This window comes from Sulfuriferula nivalis, assembly GCF_009937995.1.
Lineage (GTDB): Bacteria > Pseudomonadota > Gammaproteobacteria > Burkholderiales > Sulfuriferulaceae > Sulfuriferula > Sulfuriferula nivalis.
This window is the reverse complement of record NZ_AP021881.1, coordinates 1,811,269-1,825,838: the sequence shown is the minus strand read 5'-3', so window position 1 is coordinate 1,825,838 and position 14,570 is coordinate 1,811,269. Positions and strand designations below refer to the sequence as shown.

Genomic DNA, 14,570 nt, shown 5'->3' with positions numbered 1-14,570 from the left:
AATACAATTATGCAAACTATTCCTACTATATTTCGTCAAGATTACTGTCCTTATCCCTTTAAGATCAGCCATCTGAATTTGATATTTGATTTAGATGCAGCCCATACGCATGTGCATAGCGAGATGTTACTGACCAGGGTGAATCCAGGTTCGGATCTATTGCTACACGCTGACGGTTTAAGCCTGCTGAGCATACATTTAGATGGGCGTGAATTAAGTGCGGTAACGGATTATGTGTTGAATGATGATGGATTGCGAGTGCTGAATCCGCCTGAGTCCTTTACCCTGTCTATCGTTACACAAACTCAGCCAGATCAAAACTCTACGCTGATGGGTTTGTATGCGTCGAATGGTAATTTGTTTACTCAATGTGAGGCTGAAGGTTTCCGCAAGATTACTTATTTCCCAGATCGCCCAGATGTGATGACGCAATATACGGTAGAGCTGAGGGCTGATGCAGAGCAGTATTCAGTATTGCTATCCAATGGTAATTTGGTTGATGAGGGTGTGCTTGATGATGGCCGGCATTATGCGAAGTGGATAGATCCTTTTAAGAAACCTTCATATTTATTCGCACTGGTTGCCGGAAAACTGGTTTGTCAGGAGGAAAAGTTCATACTGGCTTCGGGTCGTGAAGTCCTGCTGCAAGTTTGGGTGGAAGACGGCAATCTTGATAAAACTCAACACGCCATGGAGTCGTTGAAAAACAGCATACGCTGGGATGAGCAACGGTTCGGATTGGAACTGGATTTGGATCGTTTCATGATAGTTGCAGTGAGTGATTTCAATATGGGAGCGATGGAGAATAAGGGTTTAAATATATTCAACACTAAATATGTGCTGGCGAATTCTAGAGTGGCTACTGATATTGATTATGCCAATATTGAATCGGTAGTAGGACATGAATATTTCCATAACTGGACGGGTAACCGTGTGACTTGTCAGGATTGGTTCCAGTTATCACTTAAAGAAGGGCTGACAGTATTCCGTGATCAGGAATTTTCTGCGGATATGATAGGTACGGATAGCGGGCGCGCGGTAAGCCGTATTGGCGATGTACGTACCTTGCGACAAGTGCAGTTCTCTGAAGATGCCGGACCTATGGCACACCCCGTACGGCCAGACAGCTATGTGGAAATTAATAATTTTTACACCGTGACCATCTATGAAAAGGGTGCTGAAGTTGTACGTATGTATCAAACGTTACTTGGACGTGATGGCTTCCGTAAAGGTATGGATTTGTATTTTGCTAGACATGATGGCTGTGCAGTGACGTGTGACGATTTTCGCGCGGCTATGGCAGATGCAAATGGGCGTGATTTAGCGCAGTTTGAACGCTGGTATAGTCAGGCTGGGACGCCTGTGGTCACTGTTAAATCACATTATGATACTGATCTGCAACAATATACGTTAACACTACGCCAATCCTGCGCGCCCACGCCAGGGCAAACAGATAAGTCACCATTCCATATTCCAGTTACCGTTGGGCTGTTAGATTCCAATGGTCAGGAAATGCCGTTGTATTTAGTGGGTGAGTCTTCAGCACAAGCGAGTTGTGTGTTGGAACTGACTGATATTGAGCAGAGTTTTGTTTTTGATCGTATTCCAGCTTTGCCGACGCCTTCGTTATTACGTAATTTTTCCGCACCTGTTGTGTTGGAATATGCTTACAGCGATACTGAATTAGCCCATTTGCTTGCGCATGATAGTGATGCATTTAATCGTTGGGAGGCTGGGCAGCGCTTGGCAACGCAGCGATTAATGCAATTGATTAAATCGGTGCAAGCAGGAGAGGCACTGTCGCTAGATAGTTTGTATCTTGAAGCCGTAGGTCTGGTGCTGAATGACGAGAATCTAGATCCGGCTTTCCGTGAACTGGTTTTGACGTTGCCATCGGAAGCTATGTTAGCTGAGTTGTCTGCAGAGATAGATCCGCATGCAATACATGTAGCCAGAGAGTATATGCGTCAGCAGATAAGTGCTCATATGCATAAAGATTTTTATCAAGTATATCAAGCGAATCAGACTATGGGTGTTTATAGTCCTGATGCGATATCTGCGGGTAAGCGCGGTTTGAAAAATTTGGCACTGGCGTATTTGGTAAGCAACGATGCTGATGAGCAAATGATTAGCCTCGCATTGACGCAAGTACATGAAGCGCAGAATATGACGGATCGATTGGCCGCATTGGCTGTTTTGGTGCGTACAGGGGATGAGTGTGCAATTGAGCCACTAAATGATTTTTATCAGGACTTTGCTGATGATGCTTTGGTGATAGATAAGTGGTTTAGTTTACAAGCAAGTTCGCCAAAAACAGATGTAGAGCTGGTTCGCCAATTGATGCGCCATCCGGATTTTAATTTACATAATCCAAATCGAGCACGAAGTTTGATATTCAGCTTTTGCCATGCTAATCCAGTACAGTTTCATGCAAAAGACGGAAGTGGTTATGCATTTTGGGCAGAACAGGTATTGGCTTTAAATGCGATTAACCCACAGGTTGCGGCACGTTTGGTTCGTGTGTTAGACCATTGGCGTAAGTATCAGCCTGCATTACAGGCGCGCATGCAGGATGCTTTGCTAACTGTGGCGAATAGTGTAGGTTTATCTAAAGACGTGCAGGAGTTAGTGGTAAAGATGTTGAAATAGGCTTTGGTGGGACAAGCGCGTTGGTGACAGCGCGCTTGAGTACATTTGTGCAGAGTTAATGTTTAATCAACACTACTAGTGTCAATATTCACCTGTTTGGATGGCGAAATAGTTGAAATTGCATGTTTGAATATTGCTTGGCTCACGTTATCGTGACCTTTCAACATGACCATGTATTGGTCAAATGATTCGATTTTGCCAACGAGTTTGATACCGTTTACTAAGAATACCGATACGAGTATGTGTTCTTTACGTAAAGCGTTCAGGAATTGGTCTTGTAGGTTTTTCATTTTTGTCATCCACTTAAAATGGGATAAATTGTGCCTGGTTGTTACCAACCAGGCACAAGCTAACACTTTGTTTATTCTACTTTAGCACTTGCACGTAAATCTGTAACTAATTTTTTCACTGCCTGTTGTTCCATATCATTATGCAATTGATCTTTGATTTGTTCAAATGGTGGGACTTTTAAGTCACGAATTTCATCAACTTGGATAACGTGCCAGCCAAATTTGCTGTGTACTGGTGTTTTGGTATATTCGCCCTTTTTCAAGGTAACCATTGCATCAGCAAATTCCTTTACTAGATTACCAGGCGCAACCCAACCCAATTTACCACCACTAGCTGCAGATGAATCTTTAGATTTTTTCTTGGCTAAATCTTCAAATTTTGCTTTTTTAGTATTTAGCTGAGCAATGATATCTTTGGCATCGCTTTCGTTATCTACCAATATATGACGTACTTCATATTCTTTAGTACCCATCATGGTCTTGATTTTTTCGTATTCAGCTTTCATGTCAGCTTCAGCAATTGGATGCGTTTTGACATAGTTGGCGATGTAAGCCTGCGCTAACATTTGGGTTTTAGCTAAGTCAAGACGTGCCATATAATCACTGTCCTTGTCCAAACCGGCTTTTTTAGCTTGTTGTGCCAAGATTTCTGCATTAATCATGCTTTCGCGTAATGCCGCTGCAGTTTGGTCATTCATAGGCTGACCTTGGGCTGCACGTTCTTGTTTTAACACTTCAAATTGAGTTTGTGAAAGTGTCACACCATTCACGACTGCTAATGGTTTGCCAGCAGCTGGCGCTGCAGGTGCGGTTGCAGCAACGGCAGGTTTAGCTTCTTCAGCTGCATTACAACCTGTCAGCGCGGTTAAACCGAAAGCACAAACGGTTGCGATAGTGAGTTTTTTCAATTTCATTGATCTTCCTTTAGATTAAGTATTAAGTTCAAATTTCCGCTGGGGTAAGGGCTGTAATCGTAAGCGCGTGTATTTTTTGTTGCATTAAATCCCCCAGTGTTGCATATACCAAGCGATGACGCGCAAGAGTATTCATATTAGCGAAACTCGACGAAATAATACGCAGACGATAGTGGCCACCACCACTTTTTGCACCCGCATGTCCTGCGTGAAGTGCACTATCATCGGTAATTTCGATTTCGTTAGGCTGTAATTCGGCTAGTTTTTCCTGCATTAGTTCAACTGTGTTCATGTTGGCAGGACTTTCTTGTAGGGTTTGACAGTGGTTTGGTGATAAACACCAGCACTGACATAGGGATCAGCATCAGCCCAGGCCTGTGCATCTGCAAGGCTGGCAAACTCAGCAACAACCAGACTGCCCGTAAAACCTGCTGGTCCTGGATCCATGCTGTCAATTGCGGGAAATGGACCCGCAATGAGTAAACGACCTTGATCTTGCAAAGCTTGCAGGCGGGCGAGGTGCGCGGGGCGGGCAGTTTGCCTGAGGGGCAAGCTGTTTTCTACGTCTTCGCCAATAATGGCATACCAATTACTCATTCTTTTTTATCATCTATATATTTGCTGAGAACGTACCCTTGTGCGAGGATGAATGCAAACATCATGGCTGTACTGCCAAACAGTTTGAAATTCACCCAAGCGTCGGTACTGTAAGTGAAGGCGACATAAAGATTTACAAGCCCCATAATGATAAAAAATCCCACCCAGCTGAGATTGAGTTTAGTCCATAAACCGGCAGGTAAATCTAGCTGCTCTCCCATCATGGTGCGAATGACATTTTTTTTAAATCCATAAGCACTGATAAGTAATCCCAGTGCAAACGTCCAATAGAGAGCAGTTGGCTTCCATTTTATGAATGTTTCATCGTGAAGAAGTAGAGTCGCACCACCTAACAGCATAATGGATCCCACGCTTATCCACATCATCGTGTCAATTTTCTTGCCACGAATGATCAACCACGCTATTTGACTTAAACCTGCAATCATACCAACACTAGTAGCAACATAAATGGGATACGGTGGGGTAATATGGAAAAATAAAATTGCTGCCTTTCCTACCTCAGTTGCGGCAATGATGTCGCCAAATTTATAAGCTACAAAAAAAAGTAGTATGGGGAAAAAATCAAATAGAAATTTCATGATTAATGCTTGGTCGCCCAACGGTTAAAGTGTTCTTGCAGCATAGCTTGTACAGGTTGAGCGTAATTTGCCTTTTGAGCCTGCTGTACCCCTTGTTCAAAAAATTCTGGGCAATCCTCTGGTAAATTACGTCCTAATGTATCAAATGCTTTTGCCATTAAATCGGTATCTTGTGTGCGTGTGGCAACAATAGCATAGTTAAAGTTCAATATGCGCCAAGGGCGAGTCGGATCGTTTTTTTCCAGATCGGCTTTAACACTAGGTGCTGCATGCTCAAGAATGTCGCCCATGACCTGCGCAAGTGCTTTTAAGGTGGTCGCATCCTGAGTCAGGTTGGCGCTGGCTGCAAGGCTGTTAACCAGTGGCTCTAAGGTTCGTAGCTCACCTTCGTGTCTGATTAGCCAGTGCGCGACACCCAAAGCCGTTTTTTCAATATCCATTTTGGATTTAGGTAAGCGTAGTCTGTCTGCCCAATAGGCTAAATCCATCAGGAAGCCGATAGCGTGATCGCCGAGTTGATTTACATCATCAAATAGAATGGCGCCATTTTCGCCATTTTCCGCATCCAGTTTGTCGAACACGAACAAAAATTGAGTGACGGCTTCTATGAGTTGATCTGGTGTAACTTGTGATCCGGATTGGATGTCTGATTGGCTGAATGTATCTTGAATTATCTTGCTTGCTTCTTCAAAAGTATTTCTAATTTCTACTGGAATGGCCATGTTCTGAACTAACATTAGTGAGTAAGCCTGTATTTTGCTATGATTTAGCCTAACTCCACAAGTAATAGTATGATGAACCCATCAGAAACACCCGAAAACTACGATTTACACTGTCATTCCAATGCTTCGGATGGCATGTTACCTCCTGCCGATTTAATAGCGCGTGCCCATGCTCAAGGCGTTACTGCGTTGGCGTTAACTGATCATGATGACGTTGCCGGATTGGCGCCTGCACGTTTTGCAGCTGAGGCTTTAGGCTTGAAACTGATTAATGGTGTGGAAATATCGGTGACATGGGGTGCGCATACACTGCACGTGGTCGGGTTGAATATAGATCCAGAACATCCAGATTTGGTGGCGGGTTTGGCTGGTATACGCACTGGTAGAGGTGAGCGTGCTATCAAAATGGCAGAAGGTCTGCGTAATGTTGGCATAACCGATAGTCTGGCGGGTGCGTATCAACATGCGGATAATCCTAATTTAATTGGACGCATGCATTTTGCACGGTATTTAGTTGCGCAAGGTTTGGTTAAAGATACTCGTACCGTATTCAAAAAATTTCTGGTTAAAGGCAAGCCTGGCTATGTGCCTCACAAGTGGGCGGAACTATCTGACGCTGTCGCTTGGATATGTGCCAGTGGCGGGCAAGCTGTTTTAGCGCATCCAGGTCGCTACCAGATGGGTAGCGGTAAAATGCACGAATTATTGGAATATTTTAAGTCGGTGGGCGGTGAAGGCATTGAAGTCGTTACCGGCAGTCATAGCCCTGATCAATATCCGCAATATGCCAATCTGGCACAGAAATTTGGATTGCTCAGTTCGCGTGGTTCTGATTTTCATGCGCCTGGTGAGGGTTATCGGGATATCGGTCGTCTGCCACCCCTTCCTGAAATTTGCACGCCGATTTGGCATGATTGGAACATGTAATGTCACAGTTTTTTACCATACATCCTGAGAACCCACAGCCGCGCTTGATTAAACAAGCTGCTACGATATTGCGCGATGGCGGTGTGGTTGCTTTGCCTACCGATTCCAGTTATGCGTTGGCTTGCCATTTAGGCGATAAAAGTGCGCAAGATAAAATACGGACTATACGTGCCGTTGATGACAAACATCATTTCACTTTGTTGTGTCGTGATTTGTCTGAAATTGCGGTGTACGCACGAATAGATAACCAGCAGTTTCGCTTGTTAAAAGCCAATACGCCGGGAAGTTATACTTTTATATTGGAAGCTACCCGTGAAGTGCCTAAACGTTTGCAACATCCTAAACGTAATACCATAGGTTTACGCGTGCCTGATCACCCCATTACTTTGGCGCTACTGGCCGAATTGGATGAACCGTTGTTGAGTATGACGCTGATTATGCCGGGTGAAACTATGCCTATGCACGAAGCAGATACGATACGTGACGAACTTGAGCATCAATTGGACTTAATAGTTGATGCGGGTGCATGTGGCATAGAACCAACGACCGTAATTGATTTAACCCACGGTGAACCCCAGTTAATGCGGGCAGGGCGTGGTGCGCTATCTCCTTTTGGATTGGACTGATATGGAACTTAATATCATACAAAAAATTGCCGTTTGGGCGATACCTGTGATTTTTGCGATTACTTTGCACGAGGCAGCACACGGTTATGTTGCCAAGTTTTTTGGTGATAAAACTGCATGGATGTTAGGTCGCGTTACGCTCAATCCGCTAAAGCATATTGACCCAGTGGGTACGATACTGGTGCCATTATCTATTTTGTTGATGAGCAAATTATTGGGTGGTGGATTTATATTATTTGGTTGGGCTAAGCCGGTGCCTGTGAATTTTGGCGCTTTGCGTAATCCTAAGCGCAATATGCTGTGGGTAGCACTCGCTGGACCTGCGGCCAATTTGTTTATGGCAGTGTTTTGGGCTTTGGTGATTAAATTTGGTATCAGTTTAGGTGATGCTTATAGTCAGCCGATGGCACTGATGGGGGCTGCAGGCATATTTATTAATGCTATCCTAATGGCGTTGAATTTATTGCCACTTCCACCCCTAGATGGTGGGCGTATAGCTGTGAGTCTGTTACCTAATAAGTATGCTTATAAGTATGCGCAACTAGAACCTTATGGATTCTATATATTATTAGCATTAATGTTTTTTGGCTGGTTGGGGTTGGTTTTAAGCCCCATATTGGCTTTTACTTTGGTTTTCGTTAGTGCGTTTTCAGGTTTGTCGCACAACGATTTAGTTATGCTTATTCAACTTATTACACAGTAATTATATATGTACGCAAATCGAGTATTATCGGGCATGCGCCCTACGGGTAGTCTGCATTTAGGCCATTATCATGGCGTGTTAAAAAATTGGGTCAAGCTCCAGCATGAGCATGAGTGCTTATTTTTTGTTGCTGACTGGCATGCACTTACTACCCATTATGATAGCCCTGAGGTTATCCAAAATAATGTATGGGAAATGGTCATCGACTGGTTGGCAGCAGGTGTAGATCCCAATCATGCGACTTTGTTTATTCAGTCTCAAGTACCTGAACATGCGGAATTGCATTTGTTGTTGTCGATGATTACACCACTGGGCTGGCTGGAGCGGATGCCGACTTATAAGGATCAGCAGGAAAAACTTACCGAAAAAGATTTGTCGACTTACGGATTCCTGGGTTATCCATTGTTACAAAGTGCCGATATTTTGATCTATCGCGCCAATCTTGTCCCCGTGGGAGAGGATCAAGTGCCGCATATCGAGTTCACTCGTGAAATGGCAAGGCGGTTTAATCATTTGTATGGTCGTGAATTAGGCTTTGAACAAAAGGCTGAAGCAGCGATTAAAAAAATGGGAGGTAAAAAATCCCGGTTATATGAAGAGCTGCGTACGCGCTATCAGGAGCAGGGTGATGATGAGGCATTAGCCGCTGGGCAAGCGCTGATCAATGAACAGCAAAATTTATCGCTGGGTGATAGAGAGCGCCTGTTCGGTTATTTAGAAGGTGGTGGTAAAGTTATTCTGGCTGAGCCGCAATCCTTGCTGACAGTCGCATCGCGTATGCCAGGTTTAGATGGTCAGAAAATGTCCAAGTCTTACCATAATACGATTAGCATGCGCGAAGATGCTGAGAGCGTGACTAAAAAGATTCGTACCATGCCGACTGATCCTGCTCGGGTGCGTCGTACTGATCCAGGTACGCCAGATAAATGTCCAGTATGGGCATTACATCAGATCTATTCGAATGATGCTGTCCGTAACTGGGTGCAAGAAGGCTGCGTGAGCGCTGGCATTGGTTGTATTGAGTGCAAGCAACCAGTAATTGAGGGAGTATTGAAAGAACAAGAGCCGATGCGCGAACGTGCCAAGATGTACATGGAAAGCCCATCGCTGGTACGTAATTTAATTGCTGATGGTTGTGAGAAGGCCAGAGAGCATGCGCGTGATACGATGCGTGATGTGCGTGAAGCGATGGGGTTGCGTTACGATTGATGTTTTGCTGGTACAGGCCAGGATGGATGTGCCATCCTGGCAAATTTGATCAGTAACCTGTTGTTTTACCTTGAGGTAAATCGGTCTCTTCACCAAAGAAATTCCACAATAAACGCGCAAATACTTCAGGTGCGATGACTGTGTGACGGTTATTAGTGCTTTGCAATTGGTTGCGGAGTTCTTGACGCAGATCAGCATTGCCAGTGAGATCAAAAATAATATCTACATTTTCGCCAAGGCCAATTACGTCGAGTGCATTTTCAAATACCGGCACATTGCTGTGTGCAAAACCTAATGCCACGGGTGAATCCATGTGTCGTGTTGCAACAGCTACAATTTCCACATTTGCATGCTGTTCTTGAATTTTCTCCAGGAAATTTTCAGAAAAAATCTCACCTACAGAACCTAAACCTAGTATTGCTACTTTGATTTTATTAGCCATTGTGTGTTGTTTCCTATTGTTAAGATTGTTGTTGAACTGCTCGGAAAGCATAGCGCAATGCACTTGATAGAGCAAGTATTCAAAGCTCTTGTCTTTTTGCCATTAGCGCGCTGCCAAACGCGGCATCGGAACATAGTGCAGAGTTGACGGGAATGTTCAAAAAGCGAGCACGTATTGCTTGCCATTGAGGATTTTTACTCCCACCACCGGCAGTTAATACTTGTGTTACATCGTCGGCACCTAATTCGACGAGTTTGGCATAACCTTGTTGTTCTATCCGTGCCATGCCTGCCAATAGCTCATGTAAAAATACGATGTTGTCGTCTGGTCTGGGTGTTAGTCGTGGTTGGTAGTTAGGGTCGCAAACAGGAAAGCGTTCACCTGGGCTCGGTAATGGGTAGTAATCGTAGAGAGCGGGTTGAGATGGGTCAATCAATGCGCTGTAGGTTATTAACTCGTCATCAGTAAAGAACTGTCGTAACACGGCACCACCTGTATTTGAAGCGCCGCCAACTAGCCACAAATTACCAAATTTATGGCTATATACGCCGTGCTTGGGTGAGGCGACATAGTGCTGGCTAAGCAGTTTCAGTACCAGTGTGCTTCCCAATGACGTTACTGCCATTCCTATGTGCGTAGCCCCGGCAGCTATGAAAGCAGCAATGCTGTCAGTGGTGCCAGTGTGTACGGTGCAATTGGCATTGAGGTTGTAATGGCGGGCAATACGCCGTTGCAGCTTGGCTATGGGTGTGCCTGGTGCGACGATGGTGGGGAGCAGTCTGGCAAATTCAGGTGTGCATAGTTCCGCTTGCCACTTAAGGGCTCGAACGTCATAGCCGCTTTTTAATGCATTATGATAATCACTTATACCAGCCACACTAGTCAATTGCGCATTGAGGTAATCAACCTGATGCATTAAATATCGTGCATTGGCTGTATTTTTGGTCAGTAGCGTTAATTTTGCAGCGGGTTGACCAGCCAGTGGATGGTTGTACATCAGTACTGGAGTAATGGGCTCAAAGCTATCATCAGTGAGCAATACCGTGCCTGATGTGCCATCAATGGCAATGCGTGTTAAACCAGCACGTAGGGGGGCAGGAATGGCTGCAATCAGCTCGAATAGTGCATCACGCCAACTGTGTGGGCTATCGGCAGTATGGTATGTGGTTTGTGTTGACCATATTAATTGCTCAGCATCATCGATTATTATCGCGCGCGCACCAGATGTGCCGAAATCTAAGCCTAAGTAGTACATAGCAGATAACTAATTTTAAGGTAAAATATAAGGTCATATTTTACTCTTATTGGCTTAATTCATTGCGTTTAACCGCTATCAAACTTGCTGGTTTCAAATCCTTCGTTGATCCGACTCATATTCCTATCATTGGTCAAATGGTTGGCGTGGTAGGGCCGAATGGTTGCGGCAAATCTAATGTCATTGATGCGGTACGTTGGGTACTGGGTGAATCGCAAGCCAAACAGTTGCGCGGTGCAAACATGGCCGATGTGATATTCAACGGTTCTACTACGCGTAAGGCGGTATCGCGCGCATCCGTTGAGCTTACCTTTGATAATACGGATGCCACTGCACCTGGTCAGTGGGCGCAATATGCAGAGATTTCAGTCAAACGTATTCTGACCCGTAACGGCGAGTCCAGCTATTACATCAATAATACGCACGTGCGTCGTCGTGATTTAGTCGATATTTTCCTTGGCACGGGGTTGGGTACTAAAACCTCTTATGCGATTATCGAGCAGGGTATGATTTCGCGCATTATTGAGGCCAAGCCTGAAGAGCTGCGTGGCTTTCTGGAAGAAGCTGCGGGTATTTCCAAGTATAAAGAACGCCGCCGTGAAACTGAGTCACGGCTTAAAGATACCCGTGACAATTTACTGCGGTTAGACGATATCCGCCGAGAATTGAACGAGCAAATAGAGCGGCTGCGTGGGCAAGCAGCGACTGCACAACATTATATTTCGTTACAGGATAGTCTGAAGCGTGCTCAACAATTCTTATGGCTGGTCAAAAAGCGCGATGCGCAGGCCAATAAACAGCGCCATGCAGAACAAATCAGCCTGACTGAGCATCAGCTTATCCATCAGGAAGACAGCCTGCGTGGTCTGGCGCAGCAACTGGAAATGCAGCGCGATGAAGCGTTGCAAGCCAATAATGCGCTTAATGATGCACAAGGTATTTATTACGCAGCCGTTGCCGAAGTGTCGAAACTGGAGCAGGCCTCCCGTCATTTGCAAGAAACGCGCGCCCGCTTGAATCAGCAGGCTGAGCAGCTCAGTAAGCAACATCAGACACTTAATCAGCAGCATGTGGCATTGACACAGCAGTTGGGTGATACCGAAGAGGCTTATGCAGAGTCATCCATGGCGATAGAAACTGTGGAATATGAATTGCAGTCTGTTAATGAAAGTTTACCCGAAGTCGAAGAAATCGTAGCTTCCACCACACAGCGTGTACATAACAGTCAACAAGCATTGGCACATGCTGAACAGGCGCGACAAGTCGCGACGGCACATGGGCAGCATGCTGAAAAGACTTTGCAGCAGCTACTCTCGCGGCAAGGTCGATTAAATCAGGAGCTGGGTGGTTTGCCAGCAGTCGATGAGGACGCCATCGTTAACATGACGTCTGCGCTGGAAGATGTGAAGGCCACTTTGGCAGATCTAGGTGAGCGCGTGGAAGATGGTCAGCAGCTATTGGCCAGTCTGGAAGCGCAACGCCAGCCATTACAAGTCAGCGTAGATCAACTGAGTCGCCAGCATCACCAAGTTGCTGGCGAATTGGCTGGTTTGAATAAAATCCAGCAAAGTTTAAATCGTGACGGGGATGTGGAGGCGTGGTTACGTCAACATGGACTGCATGATGCGCCGCGATTATGGCAAACCTTGCATATTGCCGCAGGCTGGGAAACAGCGCTAGAAGCGGTGCTGGATAGTCGTATGCAAGCTGTGGCAGCAGATATTTCTACAATAGGCGCAGCATTGCCGGATAGTCGGTTGACCTTGTTTGATCAAGCTTATGTTGAAACTGAATTGGATGTGCCCAGTTTGCCGAGACTGCTTGATAAAGTGACTTTGAAGTCGCCAGCCCATAGTGCATTGCATGACTGGCTGGCACAAGTCTATCTTGCTGAAAATATGGAAATTGCACGGGTTATGCAAGCGACACTGCCATTAGGTGCGCAGTTGGTGAGCAAGGAAGGGCATATATACACTCGGCACAGCGTGTGCTTTTATGCGCCCAATAATGTGATGCAAGGTGTACTGGCACGGCAAAATGAAATCGAGCGCCTGACTGAAGTGCTTGAATCTGTGGATATGCAGAGGGTTATGGTGACTGAGCAGTTGAGCGAATTAACTGAGCAAGTCAGAGAGCAGCAGCAAACACTGACCACGCTGCGTTCACAACATACACAAACTCAGCAGCAGTTGCATCAGCAACAGCTTAATCTGTCACGCCGTCAACAGGAGATGGAGCGGGTTGATTATCGTCGTGCGCAAATTACGACTGAGCTGGCTGAGATCAATGTGCAAATGGGTGCTGAGCAGGATGAAGCTGCACAATTGCAAACTCAATTGACGCAACACCGTGAGCAAATTACCAGCTTGCAAGCGCAATTAGAAGATTCCCGCCGTGCGCGGCAGGATGCGGATGGCTTGTTTCAACAAAAGCGTGAATCACAGCGGCAAGTAGAGCGTAAGTTACAAAGTTTGAAATTTGAGGCGCAGTCATCCCATCAAAAAATACAAGATATATCACGTGCGCTTGAGCATAATCAGGCACAGCAGGAAAGTTTGCTAGAGCAGCGTGAAACGGTTGCAGCTGAGTTGCTGGAGTTGGATGAAATGCAGCAAACACAGTCGCTGCAAGATGCAATTGCGCAACGGCTAAGTGCCGAGCAGGCACTTGCTGCACACCGTGAGTCTCTGGAGCAGCTTAATCTTGCTCTACGTGAGCATGAAGAAAAGCGCATGCAATTGGAGCACGGCCTTGCCCCATTGCGGACTGCTTTGGAAAATTTACGCTTAAAGCATCAAGAAGCTGAGTTGTTATTGCAACAAAGTGAGGAGCAGTTAGCGGCTTTGCAAGCCGATGAAGCTGCGTTAATACAGCAGCTTAATGCCGGTGCAAAAATATCTGGATTGACACAAGAAATCAATCAATTAAGCGCTGAAATTGAAGCTTTGGGTGCGGTTAATCTGGCGGCAATGCAAGAGCTCACGACTGCGGAAGAACGCGTCAATTATTTGCAGGCACAGGCTGATGATCTGGAGCTGGCTATTGCAACATTGACCGAGGTGATTACCACTATCGATGGTGAAACGCGTGAGTTACTCAAATCAACTTTTGATGTGGTTAATCAGTCCATGTCAGAGTTGTTCACCACATTATTTGGTGGCGGAAGGGCAGAACTGATCCTATCTGGTGAAGACTTGCTTGATGCGGGTGTACAGGTTTTCGCGCAACCTCCGGGCAAGAAAAATAGCTCGATACACTTGTTATCCGGTGGTGAAAAAGCATTAACAGCACTCTCGCTGGTGTTTGCACTATTCAAGCTGACTCCAGCGCCATTTTGCTTGCTGGATGAAGTTGATGCGCCACTGGACGATACCAATACCGAACGTTATGCGCGATTGGTGAAACAGATGTCCACACAAGTACAGTTCCTGTTCATCACCCATAACCGCATTACCATGGAAGCTGCGGAACAATTGATAGGCGTGACCATGCAGGAATCTGGCGTGTCGCGTACGGTTTCAGTGGACTTGGCGCAGGCGGTGAGTTTGGCGGAATAGCTTAATTTACGTCAGTAACTTTGCTTCTAGATTGTTTGGTTTTGCCGTGAATAATTTTGCTGGCTACTCGTTTTACCTGT

At 45.6% G+C, this 14,570-nt stretch carries 14 protein-coding genes; 6 read left to right on the top strand and 8 right to left on the bottom strand.

Translation table 11 applies throughout. The features are described from left to right. Positions 1-9 precede the first annotated feature (9 nt). Positions 10-2,649 carry an aminopeptidase N gene (pepN, locus tag SFSGTM_RS09010; RefSeq protein WP_162084861.1) on the top strand — a complete coding sequence of 880 codons (2,640 nt, stop codon included), beginning with the start codon at positions 10-12 and terminating at the stop codon, positions 2,647-2,649. Between the two features lie 62 nt (positions 2,650-2,711). On the opposite strand, the gene hfq is transcribed toward pepN, so the two are convergent. The 6 genes from hfq to SFSGTM_RS08980 form a co-directional block, all read right to left on the bottom strand. Then, complete coding sequence (gene hfq / locus SFSGTM_RS09005) at positions 2,712-2,948, bottom strand: RNA chaperone Hfq (RefSeq protein ID WP_162084860.1); 237 nt, start codon at positions 2,946-2,948, stop codon at positions 2,712-2,714. A 62-nt stretch (positions 2,949-3,010) separates the two neighbouring features. Further along, on the bottom strand, positions 3,011-3,853 hold the full coding sequence (locus SFSGTM_RS09000) for a peptidylprolyl isomerase (RefSeq protein ID WP_162084859.1): 843 nt from the start codon (positions 3,851-3,853) through the stop codon (positions 3,011-3,013). A gap of 28 nt (positions 3,854-3,881) precedes the next feature. After that, positions 3,882-4,145, bottom strand: a complete 264-nt coding sequence (locus tag SFSGTM_RS08995; protein WP_162084858.1) for a BolA family protein — start codon at positions 4,143-4,145, stop codon at positions 3,882-3,884. Continuing rightward, positions 4,142-4,450: a YciI family protein gene (locus SFSGTM_RS08990; RefSeq protein WP_162084857.1), complete on the bottom strand. Its 309-nt coding sequence runs from the start codon at positions 4,448-4,450 to the stop codon at positions 4,142-4,144. Before SFSGTM_RS08990 ends, SFSGTM_RS08995 begins: the two co-directional genes overlap by 4 nt. Then, positions 4,447-5,049, bottom strand: a complete 603-nt coding sequence (locus SFSGTM_RS08985; RefSeq protein WP_162084856.1) for a septation protein A — start codon at positions 5,047-5,049, stop codon at positions 4,447-4,449. Before SFSGTM_RS08985 ends, SFSGTM_RS08990 begins: the two co-directional genes overlap by 4 nt. A gap of 2 nt (positions 5,050-5,051) precedes the next feature. Beyond that, positions 5,052-5,786 (bottom strand): hypothetical protein, encoded by a 735-nt coding sequence (locus SFSGTM_RS08980; protein WP_162084855.1) that lies wholly within the window; start codon positions 5,784-5,786, stop codon positions 5,052-5,054. A gap of 54 nt (positions 5,787-5,840) precedes the next feature. Between SFSGTM_RS08980 and SFSGTM_RS08975 the strand changes: the two genes are divergently transcribed. Genes SFSGTM_RS08975 through SFSGTM_RS08960 form a run of 4 tightly spaced genes read left to right on the top strand, consistent with a single transcriptional unit; the run spans position 5,841 to position 9,236 of the window. Then, positions 5,841-6,698, top strand: a complete 858-nt coding sequence (locus SFSGTM_RS08975; protein WP_232525952.1) for a 3',5'-nucleoside bisphosphate phosphatase — start codon at positions 5,841-5,843, stop codon at positions 6,696-6,698. Then, positions 6,698-7,324 carry an L-threonylcarbamoyladenylate synthase gene (locus tag SFSGTM_RS08970; protein ID WP_162084854.1) on the top strand — a complete coding sequence of 209 codons (627 nt, stop codon included), beginning with the start codon at positions 6,698-6,700 and terminating at the stop codon, positions 7,322-7,324. Before SFSGTM_RS08975 ends, SFSGTM_RS08970 begins: the two co-directional genes overlap by 1 nt. Position 7,325: 1 nt before the next feature. After that, positions 7,326-8,027, top strand: a complete 702-nt coding sequence (locus tag SFSGTM_RS08965) for a site-2 protease family protein (RefSeq protein ID WP_162084853.1) — start codon at positions 7,326-7,328, stop codon at positions 8,025-8,027. 6 nt (positions 8,028-8,033) lie between these two features. Next, complete coding sequence (locus SFSGTM_RS08960; RefSeq protein WP_162084852.1) at positions 8,034-9,236, top strand: tryptophan--tRNA ligase; 1,203 nt, start codon at positions 8,034-8,036, stop codon at positions 9,234-9,236. A gap of 49 nt (positions 9,237-9,285) precedes the next feature. On the opposite strand, the gene SFSGTM_RS08955 is transcribed toward SFSGTM_RS08960, so the two are convergent. Both SFSGTM_RS08955 and SFSGTM_RS08950 read right to left on the bottom strand, forming a co-directional pair. Continuing rightward, positions 9,286-9,678: a Gfo/Idh/MocA family oxidoreductase gene (locus SFSGTM_RS08955; RefSeq protein WP_162084851.1), complete on the bottom strand. Its 393-nt coding sequence runs from the start codon at positions 9,676-9,678 to the stop codon at positions 9,286-9,288. Between the two features lie 79 nt (positions 9,679-9,757). Continuing rightward, a complete protein-coding gene (locus tag SFSGTM_RS08950) occupies positions 9,758-10,933 on the bottom strand; it encodes an FGGY-family carbohydrate kinase (protein WP_162084850.1) in 1,176 nt (391 codons plus the stop codon). A gap of 62 nt (positions 10,934-10,995) precedes the next feature. On the opposite strand from SFSGTM_RS08950, the gene smc reads away from it, so the two are divergent. Continuing rightward, the gene (gene smc, locus SFSGTM_RS08945) at positions 10,996-14,490 is read left to right on the top strand and encodes a chromosome segregation protein SMC (protein WP_162084849.1); all 3,495 of its coding nucleotides are present in this window, start codon (positions 10,996-10,998) and stop codon (positions 14,488-14,490) included. Positions 14,491-14,570: the final 80 nt, after the last annotated feature.

What these genes read in the sequence shown, in the direction of transcription:
- pepN (WP_162084861.1), top strand. Translation starts at nt 10, where the DNA reads ATGCAAACTATTCCTACTATATTTCGTCAAGATTACTGTCCTTATCCC.
- hfq (WP_162084860.1), bottom strand. Translation starts at nt 2,948, where the DNA reads ATGACAAAAATGAAAAACCTACAAGACCAATTCCTGAACGCTTTACGT.
- SFSGTM_RS09000 (WP_162084859.1), bottom strand. Translation starts at nt 3,853, where the DNA reads ATGAAATTGAAAAAACTCACTATCGCAACCGTTTGTGCTTTCGGTTTA.
- SFSGTM_RS08995 (WP_162084858.1), bottom strand. Translation starts at nt 4,145, where the DNA reads ATGAACACAGTTGAACTAATGCAGGAAAAACTAGCCGAATTACAGCCT.
- SFSGTM_RS08990 (WP_162084857.1), bottom strand. Translation starts at nt 4,450, where the DNA reads ATGAGTAATTGGTATGCCATTATTGGCGAAGACGTAGAAAACAGCTTG.
- SFSGTM_RS08985 (WP_162084856.1), bottom strand. Translation starts at nt 5,049, where the DNA reads ATGAAATTTCTATTTGATTTTTTCCCCATACTACTTTTTTTTGTAGCT.
- SFSGTM_RS08980 (WP_162084855.1), bottom strand. Translation starts at nt 5,786, where the DNA reads ATGTTAGTTCAGAACATGGCCATTCCAGTAGAAATTAGAAATACTTTT.
- SFSGTM_RS08975 (WP_232525952.1), top strand. Translation starts at nt 5,841, where the DNA reads ATGATGAACCCATCAGAAACACCCGAAAACTACGATTTACACTGTCAT.
- SFSGTM_RS08970 (WP_162084854.1), top strand. Translation starts at nt 6,698, where the DNA reads ATGTCACAGTTTTTTACCATACATCCTGAGAACCCACAGCCGCGCTTG.
- SFSGTM_RS08965 (WP_162084853.1), top strand. Translation starts at nt 7,326, where the DNA reads ATGGAACTTAATATCATACAAAAAATTGCCGTTTGGGCGATACCTGTG.
- SFSGTM_RS08960 (WP_162084852.1), top strand. Translation starts at nt 8,034, where the DNA reads ATGTACGCAAATCGAGTATTATCGGGCATGCGCCCTACGGGTAGTCTG.
- SFSGTM_RS08955 (WP_162084851.1), bottom strand. Translation starts at nt 9,678, where the DNA reads ATGGCTAATAAAATCAAAGTAGCAATACTAGGTTTAGGTTCTGTAGGT.
- SFSGTM_RS08950 (WP_162084850.1), bottom strand. Translation starts at nt 10,933, where the DNA reads ATGTACTACTTAGGCTTAGATTTCGGCACATCTGGTGCGCGCGCGATA.